Origin of the sequence: Leifsonia sp. Leaf336 (assembly GCF_001423695.1) — a bacterium.
Lineage (GTDB): Bacteria > Actinomycetota > Actinomycetes > Actinomycetales > Microbacteriaceae > Leifsonia.
This window is the reverse complement of record NZ_LMOZ01000003.1, coordinates 752,256-770,138: the sequence shown is the minus strand read 5'-3', so window position 1 is coordinate 770,138 and position 17,883 is coordinate 752,256. Positions and strand designations below refer to the sequence as shown.

The 17,883-nt window shown below is 70.2% G+C and carries 14 protein-coding genes; 7 read left to right on the top strand and 7 right to left on the bottom strand.

Features of this window, described 5'->3' with window-relative positions; translation table 11 throughout:
* Nucleotides 1-204: 204 nt before the first annotated feature.
* A complete protein-coding gene (locus ASF88_RS19095) occupies nucleotides 205-2,916 on the top strand; it encodes a CBM35 domain-containing protein (protein WP_055922582.1) in 2,712 nt (903 codons plus the stop codon).
* A gap of 120 nt (nucleotides 2,917-3,036) precedes the next feature.
* Here the strand turns inward: ASF88_RS19095 and ASF88_RS19090 are convergent, their stop codons facing one another.
* Nucleotides 3,037-3,693, bottom strand: coding sequence for a fasciclin domain-containing protein (locus ASF88_RS19090; RefSeq protein WP_055923108.1), 657 nt, complete (start codon nucleotides 3,691-3,693; stop codon nucleotides 3,037-3,039).
* A 176-nt stretch (nucleotides 3,694-3,869) separates the two neighbouring features.
* On the opposite strand from ASF88_RS19090, the gene ASF88_RS19085 reads away from it, so the two are divergent.
* On the top strand, nucleotides 3,870-5,402 hold the full coding sequence (locus ASF88_RS19085; protein ID WP_235493562.1) for a molybdopterin-dependent oxidoreductase: 1,533 nt from the start codon (nucleotides 3,870-3,872) through the stop codon (nucleotides 5,400-5,402).
* A gap of 161 nt (nucleotides 5,403-5,563) precedes the next feature.
* On the opposite strand, the gene ASF88_RS19080 is transcribed toward ASF88_RS19085, so the two are convergent.
* The 3 genes from ASF88_RS19080 to ASF88_RS19070 all read right to left on the bottom strand — a co-directional run bounded on the left by ASF88_RS19080 (nucleotide 5,564) and on the right by ASF88_RS19070 (nucleotide 8,468).
* On the bottom strand, nucleotides 5,564-6,658 hold the full coding sequence (locus ASF88_RS19080) for an ABC transporter substrate-binding protein (RefSeq protein WP_055922577.1): 1,095 nt from the start codon (nucleotides 6,656-6,658) through the stop codon (nucleotides 5,564-5,566).
* 74 nt (nucleotides 6,659-6,732) lie between these two features.
* Nucleotides 6,733-7,605: an ABC transporter permease gene (locus ASF88_RS19075; protein ID WP_082519110.1), complete on the bottom strand. Its 873-nt coding sequence runs from the start codon at nucleotides 7,603-7,605 to the stop codon at nucleotides 6,733-6,735.
* A gap of 5 nt (nucleotides 7,606-7,610) precedes the next feature.
* Nucleotides 7,611-8,468 carry an ABC transporter ATP-binding protein gene (locus tag ASF88_RS19070; protein ID WP_055922570.1) on the bottom strand — a complete coding sequence of 286 codons (858 nt, stop codon included), beginning with the start codon at nucleotides 8,466-8,468 and terminating at the stop codon, nucleotides 7,611-7,613.
* A gap of 195 nt (nucleotides 8,469-8,663) precedes the next feature.
* Here ASF88_RS19070 and ASF88_RS19065 point away from each other — a divergent pair, with 195 nt between their 5' ends.
* Together ASF88_RS19065 and ASF88_RS19060 are read left to right on the top strand one after the other, a co-directional pair.
* Nucleotides 8,664-10,298, top strand: coding sequence for a sensor histidine kinase (locus ASF88_RS19065; RefSeq protein WP_055922567.1), 1,635 nt, complete (start codon nucleotides 8,664-8,666; stop codon nucleotides 10,296-10,298).
* Nucleotides 10,295-11,008, top strand: a complete 714-nt coding sequence (locus ASF88_RS19060; RefSeq protein WP_055922564.1) for a response regulator — start codon at nucleotides 10,295-10,297, stop codon at nucleotides 11,006-11,008. Before ASF88_RS19065 ends, ASF88_RS19060 begins: the two co-directional genes overlap by 4 nt.
* Here ASF88_RS19060 and ASF88_RS19055 read toward each other — a convergent pair.
* The gene (locus tag ASF88_RS19055; RefSeq protein WP_157498434.1) at nucleotides 10,987-11,520 is read right to left on the bottom strand and encodes a hypothetical protein; all 534 of its coding nucleotides are present in this window, start codon (nucleotides 11,518-11,520) and stop codon (nucleotides 10,987-10,989) included. The two genes, ASF88_RS19060 and ASF88_RS19055, sit on opposite strands and share 22 nt — an antisense overlap.
* 138 nt (nucleotides 11,521-11,658) lie before the next feature.
* On the bottom strand, nucleotides 11,659-12,531 hold the full coding sequence (locus tag ASF88_RS19050) for a hypothetical protein (protein ID WP_055922558.1): 873 nt from the start codon (nucleotides 12,529-12,531) through the stop codon (nucleotides 11,659-11,661).
* A 236-nt stretch (nucleotides 12,532-12,767) separates the two neighbouring features.
* On the opposite strand from ASF88_RS19050, the gene ASF88_RS20555 reads away from it, so the two are divergent.
* From ASF88_RS20555 to ASF88_RS19040, 3 genes are all read left to right on the top strand, one after another.
* Nucleotides 12,768-12,941, top strand: coding sequence for a hypothetical protein (locus ASF88_RS20555; RefSeq protein ID WP_157498433.1), 174 nt, complete (start codon nucleotides 12,768-12,770; stop codon nucleotides 12,939-12,941).
* Between the two features lie 97 nt (nucleotides 12,942-13,038).
* Nucleotides 13,039-13,647, top strand: a complete 609-nt coding sequence (locus ASF88_RS19045; protein ID WP_082519065.1) for an HdeD family acid-resistance protein — start codon at nucleotides 13,039-13,041, stop codon at nucleotides 13,645-13,647.
* A gap of 39 nt (nucleotides 13,648-13,686) precedes the next feature.
* Entirely contained in the window at nucleotides 13,687-15,282 is a 1,596-nt protein-coding gene (locus ASF88_RS19040; protein WP_055922555.1) for an ATP-dependent DNA ligase, read from the top strand.
* A 25-nt stretch (nucleotides 15,283-15,307) separates the two neighbouring features.
* Here ASF88_RS19040 and ASF88_RS19035 read toward each other — a convergent pair whose 3' ends face one another.
* Entirely contained in the window at nucleotides 15,308-17,821 is a 2,514-nt protein-coding gene (locus ASF88_RS19035) for an MMPL family transporter (RefSeq protein ID WP_055922553.1), read from the bottom strand.
* Between the last annotated feature and the right edge of the window lie 62 nt (nucleotides 17,822-17,883).

Genomic DNA, 17,883 nt, shown 5'->3' with positions numbered 1-17,883 from the left:
GCTTCGTTCGGACGGTGGCGCTCGAATCATGATAGCGGTATCAGAACAGAACGCAACTTGCATTCTGATAGCGGTATCAGCCATGTGAACATTGGAGTCGCTTCCCCCTTGCGAGGGTAGACGAAATCGCTATCATGATAGCGGTTTCAGGTTGTGCCGATGTGACCGGAGCCGTCCATCCATCCCGTACGAAGGAGTACTGCTTTGACCGCACCACAGGCCCGGCGCTCTCGCCGCCGAGCACTACTGCCCGCGATCGCCGCCTCCGCCGGCATCGCCCTCACGGTCGGCTGCTTCGCGGCCGCTCCTGCCTCGGCGGCGCCCGCCGATCCGCTCAGCGTGGACTTCTCACAGACGACGGGAGCCTTCCGCGGCGGCGCCACCGGCACCCTCTACGGCCTCGGCGACGACGGCGTCCCCAGCCAGGCCGTGCTCGACGGCGCTCGCATCACCAACACCTCACAGAAGCCGCCGCAGGGGGCGCAGCACCCCAGCGGCGACGCCCTGCAAGTCGAGAAGTCGTTCTTCGCCGGAGGCGGCCAGGACCTCTACGTGTACGTGCAGGACATGTACCCCGACTGGCCGTACAACGGGGGCAAGCGTCCTGGCGACGCCAACGCTGACGGTGTCTGGGACTATCTCCCCATCCTGAAGCAGGCGGTGGAGGAGGTCGCGACGAAGTCGCAGGATCCGTCGAAGTACGTGTTCATTCCGTTCAACGAGCCCGACGGCGGCAACTGGTACCCGAACTGGTCGACGCAGAAGGACCAGTTCCTCGCCGACTGGACGGCGGCCTACGACACCATCCAGAGCGTGTACGCCGAGCACGGCCTCGGCCACGCGCGGATCGGGGGTCCGGGCGACTCCGTCTGGCACGCCGACCGCAGCGCGGACTTCCTCGCCTACGCGAAGCAGCACTCCGAGCTGCCTGACATCTTCATCTGGCACGAGCTCGGCACGAACAACCTCGCCTCCTTCCGCGGTCACCACGATGCGTACGAGGCACTCCTGAGCCGGCTCGGAATCCCGCCCATCCCGGTGAACATCACCGAGTACGGCATGCTGCGCGACATGAGCGTGCCGGGGCAGCTCGTGCAGTGGATCTCGATGTTCGAGAGCGAGAAGGTCGATGCGCAGACCGCGTTCTGGAACTACGCGGGCAACCTATCCGACAACTCGTCACGCACGAACGGCGCGAACGGCGGGTGGTGGATGTTCGACTGGTACGGCGATCTCGCCGGCTCCCGGACCGCGACCGTCACCCCGCCGCATCTCAACACCCCGGACAGCCTTCAGGGCCTGGCCGCGATCGACACCGCGAACCGGAAGGCAACCGTGCTCTTCGGAGGAGGGTCGGCCGACGTCGCGCTCGACGTGAAGGGGCTCGACGTCGCCACCTTCGGCAAGACCGTCCAGGTGCAGGTGCGTGCCGACCGGCTCAACGGCGCCGAGGGCGCCTCGCTGCAGCCGCCGGTGATCCTCTCGACGACCGCGAAGATCCGCGACGGCAAGATCCAGCTCACGGTGCCGAACAGCGACCGCTACGCGGCATACCAGCTGCAGGTCACCCCGCAGCAGACGGACCCGCAGCCGGTCTCCGCCGCACTGGTGAACAGCACGGAGGCCGAGAACGCGACGATCGCGAACGCGACGGTCTACACCCAGGACCCGTCGCGCGAGTGGTCGTTCATGGCTTCCGGAGGCAAGGACGTCGGCTCGTTCAACAAGGCCGGATCGTCCGCGACCTGGAACGTGACAGTTCCCAGCGCCGGTGACTACCGGCTCTCAGTGCTCGCGGGCGCCAACCAGTCCCCCGGCCAGCACGCCCTGTTCGTCGACGGCACCTACAACCGACTGGTGAAGTACTCGGCCGATCTGAGCTGGACCTACCGCGGCACGACCGACGTCACTGTCCACTTGACGGCGGGCACCCACGCCCTGTCGCTGCGCGCCAGCGCGAACGGGTCGAGCGTGCTGCCCGGCGCCGACATCACGCTCGACCGGTTCGACCTGTACGACGTGACAGACGGCGAGCAGGCCACGTACCCGGCAGTCGACGCACGCCTCGCGGGCGGCGCCTCCTTGTCGTGGCAGCAGCCCGCCGCACGCGGCTACGCGGCCGTGTCGGGCGACGCGAGCGCCACGTTCTTCGCGACCACTGCGGAGACCGGATACTACGACGTCACCGTGCACTCGGCGACGAGTGGAGGCGGCGCCACGCTGGCGCTCGCGGTGAACGGACGCACGGTCACGCTCCCGGCGACCACCGGACCCGGCACATTCGACTCGACCGCGCGGGTGTTCCTGCCGCAGGGCGTCAACGAGCTCGCGGTGCGAGCCGTGTCCGGCACGGCGCTCGTCGGGGGAGTCTCGACCCTGCGAGGCGCTGCCCAGAAGGCGGCCGACGCTGACCCGGCGGCGGTGTTCCACAGCGAGGCGGAGGCTCTGCCTCGCTCCGGAGCGGCCATCGTCCAGACCGACCCGGCGAATTCCAACGGCTCGGCCGATGCGAACGGCGTCGTGCACGACGTCGGTTACATCGGCAACGGCGCGGCGAACACGCTCAGCGTCCCGCGCCCGACCGGATTCGGAGCAGGCGACTACCAGCTGGTGATCTCGGCGGCGAACGCTGACAAGTCCGCCGCGATCAACTACAACCCGCAGGTGATCAGCCGCTTCCTCGACATCACCGAGGCCGGCGGCGGCAGCCAACGAGCGGCGTTCCGCCACAACTACTCGTGGAACAGCTTCTGGGACACGACCGTGCCGCTGACGCTCACCACGGACGGCGGCGCACTGACCCTGGGCAACGCCACCGCCTACGGCCCGAACGTGGACACCATCACGCTCGCGCGGTTCGTGGTGGGTGCACCCAGCACGACCGCGGTGCAGACAGGCCTCGGCCAGTCCCACTGATCGGCGCGGCCTCCGGGCCGTGAACGACGCCGAAGGGCACGTTGTTGTCGCTTTTCCGGGTGGAAAGCGACAACGACGTGCCCCTCGGTGACGTGCTCCTCGGCGGGAGCGTGCCTCAGGTCACTTGGCCGGAGGCATCAGGACGGAGTCGATGAGGTACACCGTGGCGTTGGCCGTGTGCACGCCTCCGCAGATGACGTTCGCGTCGTTGACCTTCAGATTGTCACCGGACCCGGTCACAGTGAGCGTGCCGCCCTCGACGGTCTTGTGGGTGCCGACGATGTCCTTCGGTGCGAGCTGCCCGGGGACCACGTGATAGGTCAGGATGCTGGTCAGCGTCGGAGCGCCGGCATCGGTCTTGAGGGTGTCGATGGTCGCAGGGTCGATCTTCTTGAAGGCGTCATCGACCGGCGCGAACACGGTGAAGTCGCCGCTGTTGAGGGTGTCGACCAGATTGACCTTCGCGTTCAGCTTGCCGGAGACCGCGGCCACGAGGGTCGTCAGCAGCGGGTTGTTGCTCGCGGCGGTCGCGACGGGGTCCTGCGCCATGCCGGCGACCGAGCCGGAGCCCGAGGGCACCTGCTTGGCGTACGCCGCGCATCCGGGACCGACCAGGTCGGCCGCCGGATCCATCGAGGCGGAGGCCTTCGGTGTCGAGGAGCTCATGGACGAGCTGGTGTCGGTCGTCGCCGAGCCGGCTCCCGACGAGCAGGCCGTGAGCGCGAGTGCGGCGGCGGCCAGGATTCCTGCCGCGGCGAGGCGAGTGGTGGATCGCATGTTCTTCTCCTTCGAGACGTGCTTCGAGCGGTGCGGTTCGCGAAGCCGCATCGGCGGCTGTCAGGAGGGGTTCGGCCCGGAGGCCCGATCGGATTGGATCCGGTGTTCGGCGACCGTGGCCAATCCGGGAGGCCCCTCGGCGCCGAACAGCACTCGTGAGCATCAGCAGAAGACGTGTGGCGACCTGGGGATGGGCCGCGCTCGCCGGCGCGGTGAGCGGCGTGCTCTTCGTGGCCGTCGCCGAAGTCGTGGCGCTCGTCGCGGCCCGTGACGCGAGCCCCCTGATCGCGGTCGGGTCGTTCGTGGTCGACATCGTCCCCCGCTGGGCGAAGGAGCCCGCCATCCAGCTGTTCGGCTCGAACGACAAACTGTTCCTGCTGGCCACGGTGGGGGCCGCCGCACTGGTCGCGGCGGCCGTCGCCGGCCTCCTCGAGCTCTGGCGGCGCTGGGCGGGCGTCGTCGCGTTCGCGGTGGCCGGAGCGGCTGCGCTCGCGGCGAGCGTGACGCGGGCCGACGCGAGCCCGCTGGCGTTCCTGCCTCCCGTCCTCGGCGCGGTCGCGGGCGCGGCCGGCGTCCACGTCCTCGTCGAGGCGCTGCGACGCTGGAGGGAGGCCGATGCCGGCGATCCGGCCTCGACGGGTGTCGACCGCCGGCGGTTCCTGTGGCTCACGGGAGCGGGCGCCGCCATCGCCGCGATCGCGGGCGTCGCCTCCCGGATCGGGTCGGCCGCGACCTCCTCCATCGCGGGCGTCCGCGCTGCGTTGCGCCTGCCCGCGCCTGCCACCCGGCTGCAGGTGCCCGCCGGAGCGGAGCTGCGCGTCACCGGCCTGTCGCCCCTCTTCACTCCGAACGCCGACTTCTATCGCGTGGACACCGCGCTGACGGTGCCGTCCGTCGACCCGTCCGGCTGGCGGCTCACCGTCGACGGGCTGGTCGAGAAGCGGGTCGAGTTGAGCTTCGACGACCTCCTCGGGATGGGCCTCCACGAGTACGGGATCACGCTCACGTGCGTGTCCAACGAGGTCGGCGGCAACCTCGTCGGCAACGCCCGGTGGCTGGGCGTCCCCGTTCGCGACGTGCTCGCCCGCGCGCGCCCGCGGCGCGGCGCCGACATGGTGCTGTCCCGCAGCGTCGACGGCTTCACGGCGGGCACCCCGCTGAGCGCGCTGACCGACCCGGGCCGCGACGCCATCCTCGCCGTCGGCATGAATGGCGAGCCGCTGCCGTTGGAGCACGGGTTCCCGGTGCGGATGGTGGTGCCCGGGCTGTACGGCTATGTCTCGGCGACCAAGTGGCTGACCGAGCTGAAGGTCACGACCTTCGCCGCCGACCAGGCCTACTGGACTCCCCGCGGCTACAGCGAGAAGGCCCCGATCAAGCTGTCCAGCCGCATCGACACCCCCCGCGTCGACAAGCCGCTCTCAGCGGGCCCGACGAAGATCGCCGGCGTCGCCTGGGCGCAGACGGTCGGCATCCAGAAAGTGGAGGTGCAGATCGACGGCGGCGGGTGGCAGGAGGCGACGCTCTCCGCGCCGATCAACGCGGACACCTGGGTGCAATGGTCGCTGGACTGGAACGCCACCAGCGGCAGCCACACCCTCGCGGTGCGCGCGACCGACCGCGCCGGCCGCCTCCAGGAGCAGAAGCGGACGGCGATCGCCCCGAACGGGTCGACGGGGTGGCAGTCGACGCTGGTGCGGGTGGGGTGAGTCTCCGGCGCTGAGACCCCGCGACCTTCGTCACGAATGTCACGATTCGTGGCACGAATGTCGACATTCGTGACGAATGTTGGGCCCGGGCACGGAGAAGCCCGCCCGGTGCGCTGGATGGCTGGACGCACCGGACGGGCTGGCGATTCGCGTCGGGCTGCTCAGCCGTCCGCGCCGGCGGGCGTCGTCGTGGTCTTGTAACCCTCGAGCTTGTTCGCCGCGTCCGCGTACTTGTTCGTGAAGGTGTCCGAGATCTTCACCTTGGAGGTGTCGACGCCGATGGTCTTCTCCATGTCGAAGATGACCTTCGGGCCGCCGGCGGGCATGATTCCGTCGGGCAGGAACTGCCCCTTGTCGGTGCTCAGCCCGTCGATGTACTGCTGCTTGGTGATCGTGCTGTTCTGCACGAAGTCCTGCGGCATCTTGTTCGCGATGTCGGCGGCCGAGTGCGACGCGATCCAGTGCATCGTCGCGACGAGCGCGTCGACGACCTTCTGCGCGGCGTCCTCGTGCGACTTCACCCAGCTGGCGTTGGCGAGGAGGCCGGCGGCCGGCCACGCTCCGCCGAGGGCCGCAGTAGCGCCCTTCGTCGTCGCCATGTCGACCGCGGACACCGCGAGCTTCTGCGAGGTGAGGGCGCCGACGGTCGGCTGGGTGGTCATCACGCAGTCCGCCGAGCCGCGCTGGATCGCCGCGATGGCGGTCGAGCCGGCGTGCACCGCGATGGTGTTGTACTGCTTCTTGTCCACGCCCTGCTTGGCGGCCAGGAACTGGGTGAGCTCGTCGGTGCCGGAACCGAGGTCGGTGACGCCCATGTTCTTGCCCTTGAAGTCCGCCGCCGACTTCACGTTCGCCTTGGGGCTGCACATGACGCGCTCGCCCGGCGCTCCCGAGAGCTGCACCAGGTTGATGACGTCCTTGCCCTTGGACTGGAAGTCCACGGTGTGGATGTACCAGGCGCCGGCCATGTCGACCTGGCCGGAGGCCATGGCGTCCTCGGCGCCCACGCCGCCGTTCTGCTCGGTGGAGAGCTCGACGTTGACGCCGTACTTCTTGTAGAACCCGAGCTGCTGGGCGAGCTGGTAAGGGAGGTAGATCTGCTTGTCGATGCCGCCGACCATCATCTTGACGGTCGGGACCGAGCCGGAGCCGGAGCCGCCGGCGGCCGCGGTGCCGCCTCCCCCGCCGCTGCAGGCCGCGAGGCCGAGGGCCACGACGCCCGCCGCCGCGATGGCTGCGATGCTGCGCTTCTTCATGGGATGTGTTTCCTTTCGTCGTGCCGGCCGGGGCCGGCTCTGCTTCATTGCAGGACTCGCGGGCGGGATGCGCCCTAGATCGCCTGGGCCTCGGAGCGGCTCGGCGGACGCCACTTGAGAAGCGACTTCTCGAGCAGGGTGATGAGGTACTCGGCCACGAGCGTGACCACGGCGACGATCACCATGCAGGCGAAGACGGTGTTCGGGTCGAAGTTGCCCTGCGCCTGGCTGATGATCAGACCGACGCCGTGCTGAGCGCCGAGCACCTCGGCGACGAGCGCGCCGATGATGGCGAAGCCGAACGCCGTGTGGAGGCTCGCGATGATCCACGTCATGGCCGACGGGATGGTGACGTGCCGCGCGACCTGGAACGGCGAGGCGCCGAGCACGCGCACGTTCGCGATCAGGTTCTGGTCGACCTCCCGCACGCCCTGGAAGGCGTTGAAGAAGACGACGAAGAAGACGAGCACGGCCGCGAGCAGCACCTTGGGGAAGACCCCCAGGCCGAAGGCGACGATGAAGATCGAGCCGAGCACGATGCGCGGGATGGAGTTGACGACCTTGATGTACGGGCCGAACACCGACGCGAGGTAGCGGTTGGAGCCGAGGAGGATGCCGAAGACCACGCCCAGCACCGTGCCGAGCAGGAAGCCGAGGAACGCTTCCTGGACGGTGATCCACAGGTTCTCCCAGATGGTGCCGAACGCGGTGCCCTGCGTGAACAGGTGCACGAGGCTGTCCCAGATGCCGGACGGCTGGCCGTAGAAGAACTTGTCGATCCAGCCGGCGGTCGTGAACCACTGCCAGCCGCCGAGCACGACGACGGCGACGGCAGCGCGGCCCGTCCACACCCAGGCGGTGCGTCGACGGTGCGTGCGGCGGGCGGAGGCCTTGAGCTCGACCTCGCGCTCGGCTGTGCTGGGGGTGAGGTTCTCTGCAATGGTCATGGTGGTCACGCCGCCGCTCCTGCCGTCTGCTGGTACGCCCGGGTCACTTCGTCGCGGAGGGACTCCCAGATGCGCCCCTGCAGTTCGATGAACCGCTGCTCGTGCCGGATCTCCTGCACGTCTCCGCGCGGCCGCGGGAGGTCGATGTCGAAGACGTCCTTGACCGTCCCCGGGCTGCTGGTCATGATCACCACGCGGTCCGAGAGCGCGACGGCCTCGTCGAGGTCGTGGGTGATGAAGAGCACGGAGGGCCGCAGCTCCTCCCACAGCGTGAGCAGCTCGGTCTGCATGATCGCTTTGGTCTGCACGTCGAGCGCGCCGAACGGCTCGTCCATGAGCAGGATGCGCGGGTTGTTGATGAGCGCCGCCGCCATGGCGACGCGCTTGCGCATGCCGCCGGAGAGCTGGTGCGGGTAGCGGTCCTCGAACCCGGCGAGGCCGACGCGGCGCAGCCAGTCCAGCGCGAGGGCGGTGGCCTCCTTCTTGGGCGTGCCGAGGAGGATCGGGCCGATCATCACGTTGGCCAGCACGGTCTTCCACGGGAAGAGCGAGTCGGCCTGGAACATGTAGCTCACCCCGCTCGTAATGCCGTCGACGATGCGGCCGCCCACGCTCACGGAGCCGGCGCTCGGCCGCTCGAGGCCCGAGACCTGCGCGAGCGTGGTCGACTTGCCGCAGCCTGTCGGGCCGACGATCGCGCAGAACTGGCCGGGCTCGACCGTGAGCGTCACGTCGCGGATCGCGGTGAAAGTGTCGCCTTTCGGCGTCAGGAAGCGTTTCGTCAGTCCGACGATGTCGATGCGCGCCGCCTCGTCCGCCGCGGAGGCGGCGCCGGGGGCGCTGCGGGGTCGGTGTTCACCCATGAGCCAAGACCTCTCTGTCTTCGTTGCAGGCCCGGCCGTTGGTTCGAGGCCCGGTGCCTGTGGAGATCGATGCTCGTCGAGCGGAGGGGCGCCTGTCTCGCTTGAGGGCGATTCGTCCGGTTGTGTGCGTTGTCGCAGGTTTTGGGCGTTCTGCGCGCATGCGGTCGCCAGCCGCAAGTGAAACAATCTCGGGTGATGCGACGACGGATCAGACGACTCTCGAGCCAGATACTGCTGGCTCAGCTGGCGATCCTCGCCGCCTCGATGCTGATCGGCTTCCTGCTCCTCGCGCAGACCGCGCGGGCCAACCTCGACGCCGATTACCAGGCGCGCGCCGCCGCCATCGCGCAGACGTTCGCGGGCATGCCGGACATCCAGAACTGCATGACGACCGGAGGGACCGGCTGCGCCACCACCGTGCAGAACCTCGCCTCCCAGACCGCGAACCGCACGGGCGCGGCCTACGTCGTCGTGATCGACAGGAACCGCGTGCGGCACTCGCATCCCGACGCGGCGCTGATCGGCCAGAAGGTGGAGGAGCCGCTGGTCGCCGCCGACGGCAAGGTGCACCTGGGCACCGACCAGGGCGCGACCGGCCTCAATGCGAACGCCCGCGTCCCGCTGTTCGCGCCGGATTCCGACCGCATCGTCGGGGAGGTGTCGGTCGGCATCCGCGAGAGCTCTGTCGCGAGCGAGTTGCTCTCCGAGCTGCCCGCGTACGGGGCGTGGTTCGTGCTCGCGCTCGCGATCGGCGCGCTCGCGTCGTTCGCGCTCGCGAGCCTCCTGAAGCGCCGGACGTTCGGGCTCGAACTCGACGAGATCGCGCGGCTGCTGCAGGAGCGGGAGGCCACCCTCCACGGCATCCGCGAGGGCGTCATCGCGATCGATCCGGCCGGCCGGATCACCGTCGTCAACGACGAAGCCCAGCGGCTGTTGCGCCTCCCGGAGGGCGCACGGGGCCGCCTGCTGAAGGACGTGCTCGTCGCGGGACCGATCCGCGACACCCTGACCGGCACGACGGAGGTCAAGGACGCCATCGCTCTCACCGACGACCACATCCTGGTCATCAACCGGATGCCCGTGACGATCGGCAGCCGACAGCACGGCGCGGTGTTCACCCTCCAGGATCGCACCGAGCTCACGGGTCTCACCCGGGAGCTCGACGGCGAGCGCAGCTTCAGCGAGTCCATCCGCGCGCAGCAGCACGAGTTCTCCAACCGGATGCACGCGGTGTCCGGGCTGCTGGAGCTCGGGAGGACGCAGGAGGCCCTCGAGTACCTCAACGAGATCCGCGGCACCACCGCCGACCTCGACGCCACGCTGCGGTCGCACATCGGCTCGCCGATGATCGTCGGGCTGCTGCTCGGCAAGGCGGCGGAGGCGAACGAGCGCGGCATCGACCTCGTGATCGCGCCCGACACCGACCTCGGGGAGGCGCCGGAGCGGGTGCACGCGCTGACGACGGTGCTCGGCAACCTGATCGACAACGCGTTCGACGCGCTCGCGGGGGCTCCGGCGCCGCGGCGGGCCGTCGTGAGCGTCGTCGAGACGCCGGAGTCGGTCACGGTGCGCGTCGCCGACAACGGGCCGGGCGTGCCGAACGCGGAGCTGCCGCGGATCTTCGAGAGCGGCTACTCCACCAAGCGCGGCTCGCTGGTGCGGCACAGCGGGCTCGGGCTGTCGCTCGTGCACACCACCGCGACCAAGCTGGGCGGCAGCGTGACCGTGTCGGGAGGACCGGGCGCGGTGTTCACGGTGGTGCTCCCTCGCGCGGGCGCGGGCACCAGTGCGACAGGCGCACGCGTGGCGCCGACCGGAGGTGCGCGATGAGCGGCGACTCCGGCACCACGGCCTCCCCGTCGCTCAGCGTGCTCGTGGTCGACGACGACTACCGGGTCGCCTCGGTGCACGTCGGGTTCGTGGAGGCCGTGCCCGGCTTCCGCGTGGCCGCGCAGGCGCACAGCGCCGCCGACGCTCTGCGCCTCGCGAGCGAACTGCATCCGGATCTGGTGCTGATGGACATCTACCTGCCCGACGGCGACGGCCTCCAGGTCGTGCGGCGACTGCTCGCGGAGCCGTCGGCGCCCGCGGTCATCGTCATCTCGGCGGCCAACGACGTCGCGACCGTCAAGCAGGCCGTGCAGCTCGGCGCACTGCACTACCTGGTGAAGCCGTTCGGCTTCGCGCAACTGGCCGAGCGGCTCACGGCGTTCCGGCGGGCCTACGACGATCTGAACGGCTTCCCCGCCGAGGCGACGCAGCACGACATCGACCGGATCTTCGACCTCCTGCGCCCGGGCACACCGGCCCAGACGGAGGCCCTGCGCCGGCTCGCACCGACGTTGCAATCGGTCTACGACGCCGTCGCCGCCAGCGACGGCAGCCTGTCGGCCAACGACGTGGCGACCGCGATCGGGATCAGCCGCACGACGGCGCAGCGGGCCCTCACCCAGTTGGAGCAGAGCGACGTGCTCAAGCTGGAGCTCCGCTACGGCGCGACCGGCCGGCCGGAGCACCGCTACGGAGTCAAACGCCGCTGAACGACGAGGGCGTCTGCGACGACCGCGATCACGACGACGACCAATCCCGCCGCGAGAGCCAGTCCGATGTAGAGGCCGGTGCGCTGGATGCGCTGCTCGGTGCGGTGCAGCGACTGGCCCGCCACGATCGAGCCCTTCCCGAACGGCTGGGCCACGATCGCGAACCGGAGGCCCGGCTCGGGCTCCCAGCTGACGGCGTCCTCGCCGGCCGCACGCGCGTTCTGCAGCACCCCGAACGGCACCTGGGCCAGCGACCCGCGGAGGACACCGTCGCCGGCGACCGGTGTGCCGGCGGCGTCGTACCGCACCCAGAAGGTGCCGCGGTACTGCTCGAGATCGAACCGGCGCGACGGCGAAGCGGTCACGGCCGACGCTCCCGCGGACAGCAGCACGCGCGGGGCGTCCTCCGCCGCGCTCCGGCCGTCCTGCTGCACGACGACGTACAGTGTCGCGAGGCCGCCCGCGAACAGCGCGTAGGCGGCGACCGCGACGATGATCCTCCGGAGCCACATGCAGGAATCATGCTCCTGCACCGGGCTCGGCGGCATCCCTCTCTCGATGGATACCGGCCAGCACGCGGACGCGCCCCCAGGTCCTCCCCCGCGCGGAGGCGCAGCGGGAGGACCTGGGGGCGCGAGGCCGTGTGTGCGTCAGTGGGCCGCGGTGACCGTCTGCTCGACCTGGTCGGCGACCTGCTGGATCTGCGCGCCGTAGCCGCCGGAGAGCGCCGTGGTCGCGATCCGCTGCACGTCGGCGGTGCGAGCGGCCGCAGGCGCCGTAGCGAGCTCCGAGAGGTCGTTGCGCAGCGAGTCCGGGAGCTTCGACGCGAGCTCGCTGTCACCGGTCACGGTGGAGGCGATGCCCGCCGCGTCGGCGCCGAGCTGCGAGGCGGCGCCAGAGCCGGAGCTCAGGAGGTCGCCGCTGCGCAGACCCTGGAGGAGGCCCTTCACGTCGAGGCCCTTCACGTCGAGGCCGCTCAGCGCGTCGTCGTTCTTGCCGTCGGCGGCTTCGCTGCCCTTGAGCTGGGTCGCGAGCTTCTGGATGGCGCTGCCGTAGCCTCCCGAGAGCGCCGTCGACACGATCTTCTTCGCGTCGGCCGTGCGGTCCTGGGCGGAGGCGCCGGCGAGGGACTTCAGGTCCCCCTGCAGGCTGTCCGGCAGCAGCGAGAAGACCGCGCCGTCCGCGACGATCCGCTTGGCGAGCTGCTGCGCCTTCTCGCCGTTGACGTGTCCGTTGAACAGCGCGTGGGCCTGACCGGCCAGGGAGGAGCCGTGCGTCCCGCCGCTGAACGAAGCGGCGCCTCCCGCGCTCGCGCCGCCGAACGGCGTCGAGGCGGTCGCCGACGCCGAGCCGGAGCCGCTCGCACCGGTGTCGCCGGTCGCCGCGAAAGCTCCCTGCGCCCCCACGCCGATGAGGGCTCCCGCCGCCACGACCGAGGCGGCGCCGATCACGAAACGCCGCGCGCCGAAGGCGGTACGGCTGGAGGTGCTGGGGGCGGAGGTGTTCTGGATGGTGTTCTTCACGTGGATCCTTTCCGTCGCCCGCGACAGGGCCGGCTGGGGTGCCGGCCTGTTCCGACCGCGGGCATCCGGCGACGCTACGGGACGGTTCTGGACCTCCCGTCCGTACCCTCTTCGAGGTCACGAAGAGCACTTGAGGTGTCGCCGCCATCGCGGTATCGGGCGGTGCGCGCGGTGGCTTCCAGGCTCTTGCACCGCAGCACGCACAGCGCGAGGATCGTCGCCAGGAGGCACGAACCATGGACGATCTCGAAGGTACGGCGGCCGAACGCCTCGACCGCCTGGCACGGCTCGGCGAGGCCGACGGCGTCTCGCACGAATGGACGCGCAGACAGCTCGAACGCGCCCTGCGGGACTGGGCGATCGACCAGGACACGCTCGCGGTCCTGGGCGAAGGCCGCGAGGACTACTGACTCCTGTTACGCGCCGGGTACGACGGCCCTAGACAGCGTGCGCGCGGCAGCGATAGCGTCCGAACACGTCCGTCCGCTCCACCAGAAGGGTCCCGCGATGTCCACTTCTCAGCCATCCGCTTTCGCGTCGTTCTCGCTCAACGGCAGAGACCTGACGCCTGCGGTCATCAACAGCGTGCGCGTCGCACTCGGCATCAGCGGGGCCGTCGCGCTCATCATCGGTGTCATCATCGTCTTCTGGCCCAAGACCGCAGCGGCCGGGCTGACGGTCCTGATCGCGATCTCGCTGCTCGTCTCCGGGATCGCCTACCTCGGCATCGGGATCTTCGCCAAGGGGATCGGCGGAGGCGCCCGAGCGCTCGACATCATCTTCGGCATCCTGCTCGTGATCGCCGCGATCGTGGCGTTCGCCAACCTCGCCGGCACGACCGCCTTCCTCGCCGTGTTCATCGGGATCCTGGTCGGCATCGCGTGGATCGTGGAGGGCGCCGTCGCGCTCGCCCAGCTCGGCGACTCTCCATCGCGAGGCTGGTCGATCTTCTTCGGCATCCTGAGCATCATCGCCGGCATCGTGCTGCTGTTCAGCCCGCTCTGGGGCATCGTGGTGCTGTTCATCCTGGCAGGCATCAGCCTGATCGTGCTCGGGATCGTGCAGATCGTGCGCGCGATCACTTTCGGTCGCGGAGTGGCCACCCCCTCGGCGTAAGTCTCAGCAGGAGTCGGAGGTCGGTGGAACACTGAGGACGTGCTCCTCGAGACGGTAGTCACCACACTCGATACGGTCGCGGCCACACGCTCGCGGCTGGCCAAAGTCGACGCGCTCGCCGGCCTCCTCGGCGAGCTGGCGCCCGACGAGATAGCCCCGGCGGTCGGGTTGCTGGTCGGCAAGCCGCGGCAGGGTCGCGCCGGCGTGGGCTGGCGCGGCGTGTCCGCGGTGATCGGGGAGCCGGCCGACGAACCGACGCTGACCGTCCTCGACCTCGACGCGCTGCTGGAGGAGCTGGCGGCGCTCGGCGGCGCCGGCTCGGCGAGCGACCGCAGCGCGGCTCTGCGCGACTTCGCCGCGCGCGCGACGGCCGGCGAGCAGGACCTCCTGCGCCGCGTGCTCCTCGGAGAGATGCGCACGGGCGCGCTGGAGGGCGTGCTGATCGACGCGATCGCGCGCGCGGCAGGTCGCCCCGGCCCGAGCGTGCGCCGCGCCGCCATGCTCACGGGCGATCTCGGCGAGACCGCGGTGATCGCGCTGACCGGCACGGCGGAGGAGCTCGACGCCGTCGGCCTGGAGGTCGGGCGTCCCGTGCTGCCGATGCTCGCCGCGACCGCGTCGTCGGCCGCGGCGGCGGTCGAGACCACGGGACCCGCCTCGGTCGAGTACAAGCTCGACGGTGCGCGCATCCAAGTGCACCGCTCCGGCGACAGCGTGCGGGTGTTCACGCGCAACCTCGCCGACATCACGCACCGCGTGCCCGAGGTGGTCGAGATCGTGCGCCGGCTGCCCGCTCGCGACCTCATCCTCGACGGCGAGACGCTGTCGCTCGACGAAGACGGAGGCCCCCGGCCGTTCCAGGAGACGATGGCGCGCTTTGCGCGGTGGAGCTCAGGGGCAGCGCGGAGCGATGCCGCGACCCCAGCGCCGAGGGAGCCTGCGACCGAGGGTCCCGCGGAGGCGGCGCGGGAGACGACGCTCCATCCCTGGTTCTTCGACATCCTCCACGTCGACGGGCGCGACCTGCTCGACGAACCGCTCTCGGTGCGGCGCCACGAGCTGGAGCGGGTGGCCGGCGAGTACCGGATCCCCGGCGAAGTCACCGACGACCCCGAGACCGCGGAGCGGGTGTCGCGCGAGGCGCTCGCGGCCGGCCAGGAGGGCGTGGTGGTGAAGGCGATCGACTCGTCCTACGCCGCAGGGCGACGCGGGTCGAGCTGGATCAAGGTCAAGCCGGTGCTCACCTACGACCTGGTCGTTCTCGCGTGCGAATGGGGTTCGGGGCGCCGCCGCGGGCTGCTCTCCAACCTCCACCTCGGCGCGCGCGATCCGGACGGCGCCTTCGGCGAGCCGGGCGGCTTCGTGATGGTCGGCAAGACGTTCAAGGGGCTCACCGACGAGCTGCTGCGATGGCAGACCGAGGAGTTCCAGCGCATCGAGGTGCGTCGCACCCCGGGAACCGTCTGGGTCGCCCCGACCACCGTGGTCGAGATCGCGATCGACGGCGTGCAGCGGTCGTCCCGCTACCCCGGCGGCATCGCCCTGCGGTTCGCGCGGGTCAAGTGCTACCGCGACGACAAGCCGGCGGCGGAGGCCGATACGATTGCGACCCTCCGCTCACTGCTGCGCGAGTAGGGGCGGCGCGGGCGACGCCCGGGCGCTACACCCGCGCCGGTTCCGCCGAGGGTTCCGCTGCCTCCTCGGCAGGCGCCAACACGTGGTGCCGGCGCTCCAGGGCCGCGCCTTCCACGTCGACGTTCGGCATGATGCGGTCGAGCCACTTGGGCAGCCACCAGGCCGAACGGCCGAGGAGGTGCATCAGCGCCGGCATGAGCAGCATGCGCACGACGAACGCGTCGACGAGCACGCCGAAGGCGAGACCGAAGCCGATCGAGCGGATCATGGTCGACTCGCTGAAGATGAAGCCGCCGAAGACGGAGATCATGATGAGCCCGGCGGCGATGACGACCGAGCGGCCGGCCCGGACGCCCTTGACCACGGCGAGCCGCGCGGAGGCGCCGTGCACATACGCCTCCCGCATCCCGGAGGCCAGGAACAGCTGGTAGTCCATCGCGAGGCCGAACAGGATGCCCACCAGGATGACCGGCAGGAAGCTCAGGATCGGCCCGGTGTGGATGCCGAGCGCGTCGGCGCCCCAGCCCCACTGGAACAGTGCGGTGATCGCGCCGTACGTCGCGAACAGCGACAGGATGAAGCCTCCCGTCGCGATCAACGGCACCAGAATCGACCGGAACACGAGGATCATGATGAGCAGCGACAGGCCGACCACCACCGCCAGGTAGAGCGGCAGCACCGAGGCCAGGTTCGCCGAGATGTCGAGGTTGATCGCCGTCTGGCCCGAGACGCCCAGCTGGTACTTGCCGTCGACGGCGTCGAGGCCGCGGAGCGCGTTGACGAGGTTCTCGGTCGAGACGCTGTTCGGGCCTTCCTCCGGCACGACCTGGAACGCGAACAGCGTGCGGTCGCCGGACACGGCGATCGGCGCGACGGCCACGACGTCCTTCTGGTCGGCGAGGGTGCGCGCGATGTCGAGCTGCACGGAGGTCACGTCGTCTTTCGCGACGGCGTCCTTCGCGGTCGCCGTGACGAGGAGCGGGCCGGTGGTGCCGGCGCCGAAGGCCTTCTCGGTGACCGTGAACGCATCGTAGGTGGTCGAGCCGACCGGCTCGGAGGAGCCGTCAGGCAGCCCGACGCGCATCGAGAGCGCAGGGATGGCGACGATCAGCAGCACGACGGCGGCACCGACCGCAGTGACCACCGCCCGCCAGGTCTTCATCGGCTTGGCCGTGGTGTCGTCGTGGTGCACCTGGCCGACGCGCGCGCGAGCCCGGCGACCCAGCACGCGCAGCTTCAGGAGACCGAGGATCGCGGGGGTCAGGGTGACGGCGATCAGCACAGCCAGCACGACCGCGATGGCGCCGACCGTGCCCATCAGCCCGAGGAACGGCACCCCGGTGACGTTGAGCGCCAGCAGGGCCACGACCACGGTGGTGCCCGCGAACACGACCGCGTTGCCGGAGGTGCCGTTGGCGAGACCGATCGACTCCCGCGGCTCAGCGCCCTCCAGCAGCTGCTTGCGGTGCCGGTTGACGATGAACAGGGAGTAGTCGATCCCGACCGCCAGCCCGAGCATGATCGCCAGCACCGGGGTGACGGAGGCCATGTCGACGACGCCCGAGAACGCCAGCGACCCCAGCGCGGCGACCGCGACGCCGAAGAGCGCGGTGACGATCGGGAGGGCGGCGGCGATGACGGAGCCGAGCACCACGATCAGCACGATCGCGGCAAAGACGACACCGACCGCTTCGCCGACGCCGACGATCTGCGGCACGCCCTGAGCGATGTCGGTCGAGAACGAGACGGTGACGCCCTCCACCTTCGTCGACTCGAAGTGGTCGATGACGGCCTGCTTGGCGTCTTCGGAGAGCTCGAGCCGCGGCTTGGTGAAGGCGACGTTCACCAGCGCCGTCGAGCCGTCGGAGGAAACCATGCGGATGTTCTCGGAGAGCTTCAGCAGCTCGGCGCCCTGGTCGAGCTGCTTCTGCTGGGCGGTGAGCTGCGACTGCTGCGCGGCTAGCTGGGCGAGACCGTCGTCGATGGTCTTCTGCTGCGCCGCGAGCTGGGCCTGCGCAGCGGCGAGCTGCTGGGCCGGCATGCTCCCCGCCGGGGCGGCCTCCAGTTGCGCCTTCGCGGCGTCGAGCTGCTGCTGGCCCGAGGTCAGCTGCGCCTTGGCCGCGTCGAGCTGCGACTGGCCGGCCGTGAGCTGGGACTGTCCGTCGGTGACCTTGGCCTGCTGCGCCGAGCGCTCGGCCTCGGTCGAGAACGGATCGATGACGCCGGAGACGTCGGGGAGTCCGTCGGCGTCGGCGATGAGCGAGCTGATCGCCTTCTTCTGCGAGTCGCTCAGAGCCGACCCGTCGTCGGTGCGGAACACGACCGTGCCCGAGGCGCCGGCGTAGTCGGGCAGCTTGTGCGTGAGCTCGTCGACCACGGCGCCGGCCGCGGTGCCGGGGATGTCGAAGGAGCTGGTGAGCCCCTTGAAGCCGACGAGGAAGCCTCCCACCGCGATGCCGAGCACGACGAGCCAGGCCACGATGACCGTCCAGGCGCGGCGCGCCGAGAACTTCCCGAGGCGGTAGAGCAGTTCGGCCATGTGCGGTCCTTTCGACGTCCCGCCGAGAAGAATACGCAACGGTCCGTCTCGTTGAATGTATG

Coding starts and splice junctions, on each gene's coding strand:
- ASF88_RS19035 (WP_055922553.1), bottom strand. CDS start 17,821: ATGGCCGAACTGCTCTACCGCCTCGGGAAGTTCTCGGCGCGCCGCGCC.
- ASF88_RS19075 (WP_082519110.1), bottom strand. CDS start 7,605: ATGACCATTGCAGAGAACCTCACCCCCAGCACAGCCGAGCGCGAGGTC.
- ASF88_RS19080 (WP_055922577.1), bottom strand. CDS start 6,658: ATGAAGAAGCGCAGCATCGCAGCCATCGCGGCGGCGGGCGTCGTGGCC.
- ASF88_RS19055 (WP_157498434.1), bottom strand. CDS start 11,520: ATGTGGCTCCGGAGGATCATCGTCGCGGTCGCCGCCTACGCGCTGTTC.
- ASF88_RS20555 (WP_157498433.1), top strand. CDS start 12,768: ATGGACGATCTCGAAGGTACGGCGGCCGAACGCCTCGACCGCCTGGCA.
- ASF88_RS19090 (WP_055923108.1), bottom strand. CDS start 3,693: ATGCGATCCACCACTCGCCTCGCCGCGGCAGGAATCCTGGCCGCCGCC.
- ASF88_RS19060 (WP_055922564.1), top strand. CDS start 10,295: ATGAGCGGCGACTCCGGCACCACGGCCTCCCCGTCGCTCAGCGTGCTC.
- ASF88_RS19070 (WP_055922570.1), bottom strand. CDS start 8,468: ATGGGTGAACACCGACCCCGCAGCGCCCCCGGCGCCGCCTCCGCGGCG.
- ASF88_RS19065 (WP_055922567.1), top strand. CDS start 8,664: ATGCGACGACGGATCAGACGACTCTCGAGCCAGATACTGCTGGCTCAG.
- ASF88_RS19045 (WP_082519065.1), top strand. CDS start 13,039: ATGTCCACTTCTCAGCCATCCGCTTTCGCGTCGTTCTCGCTCAACGGC.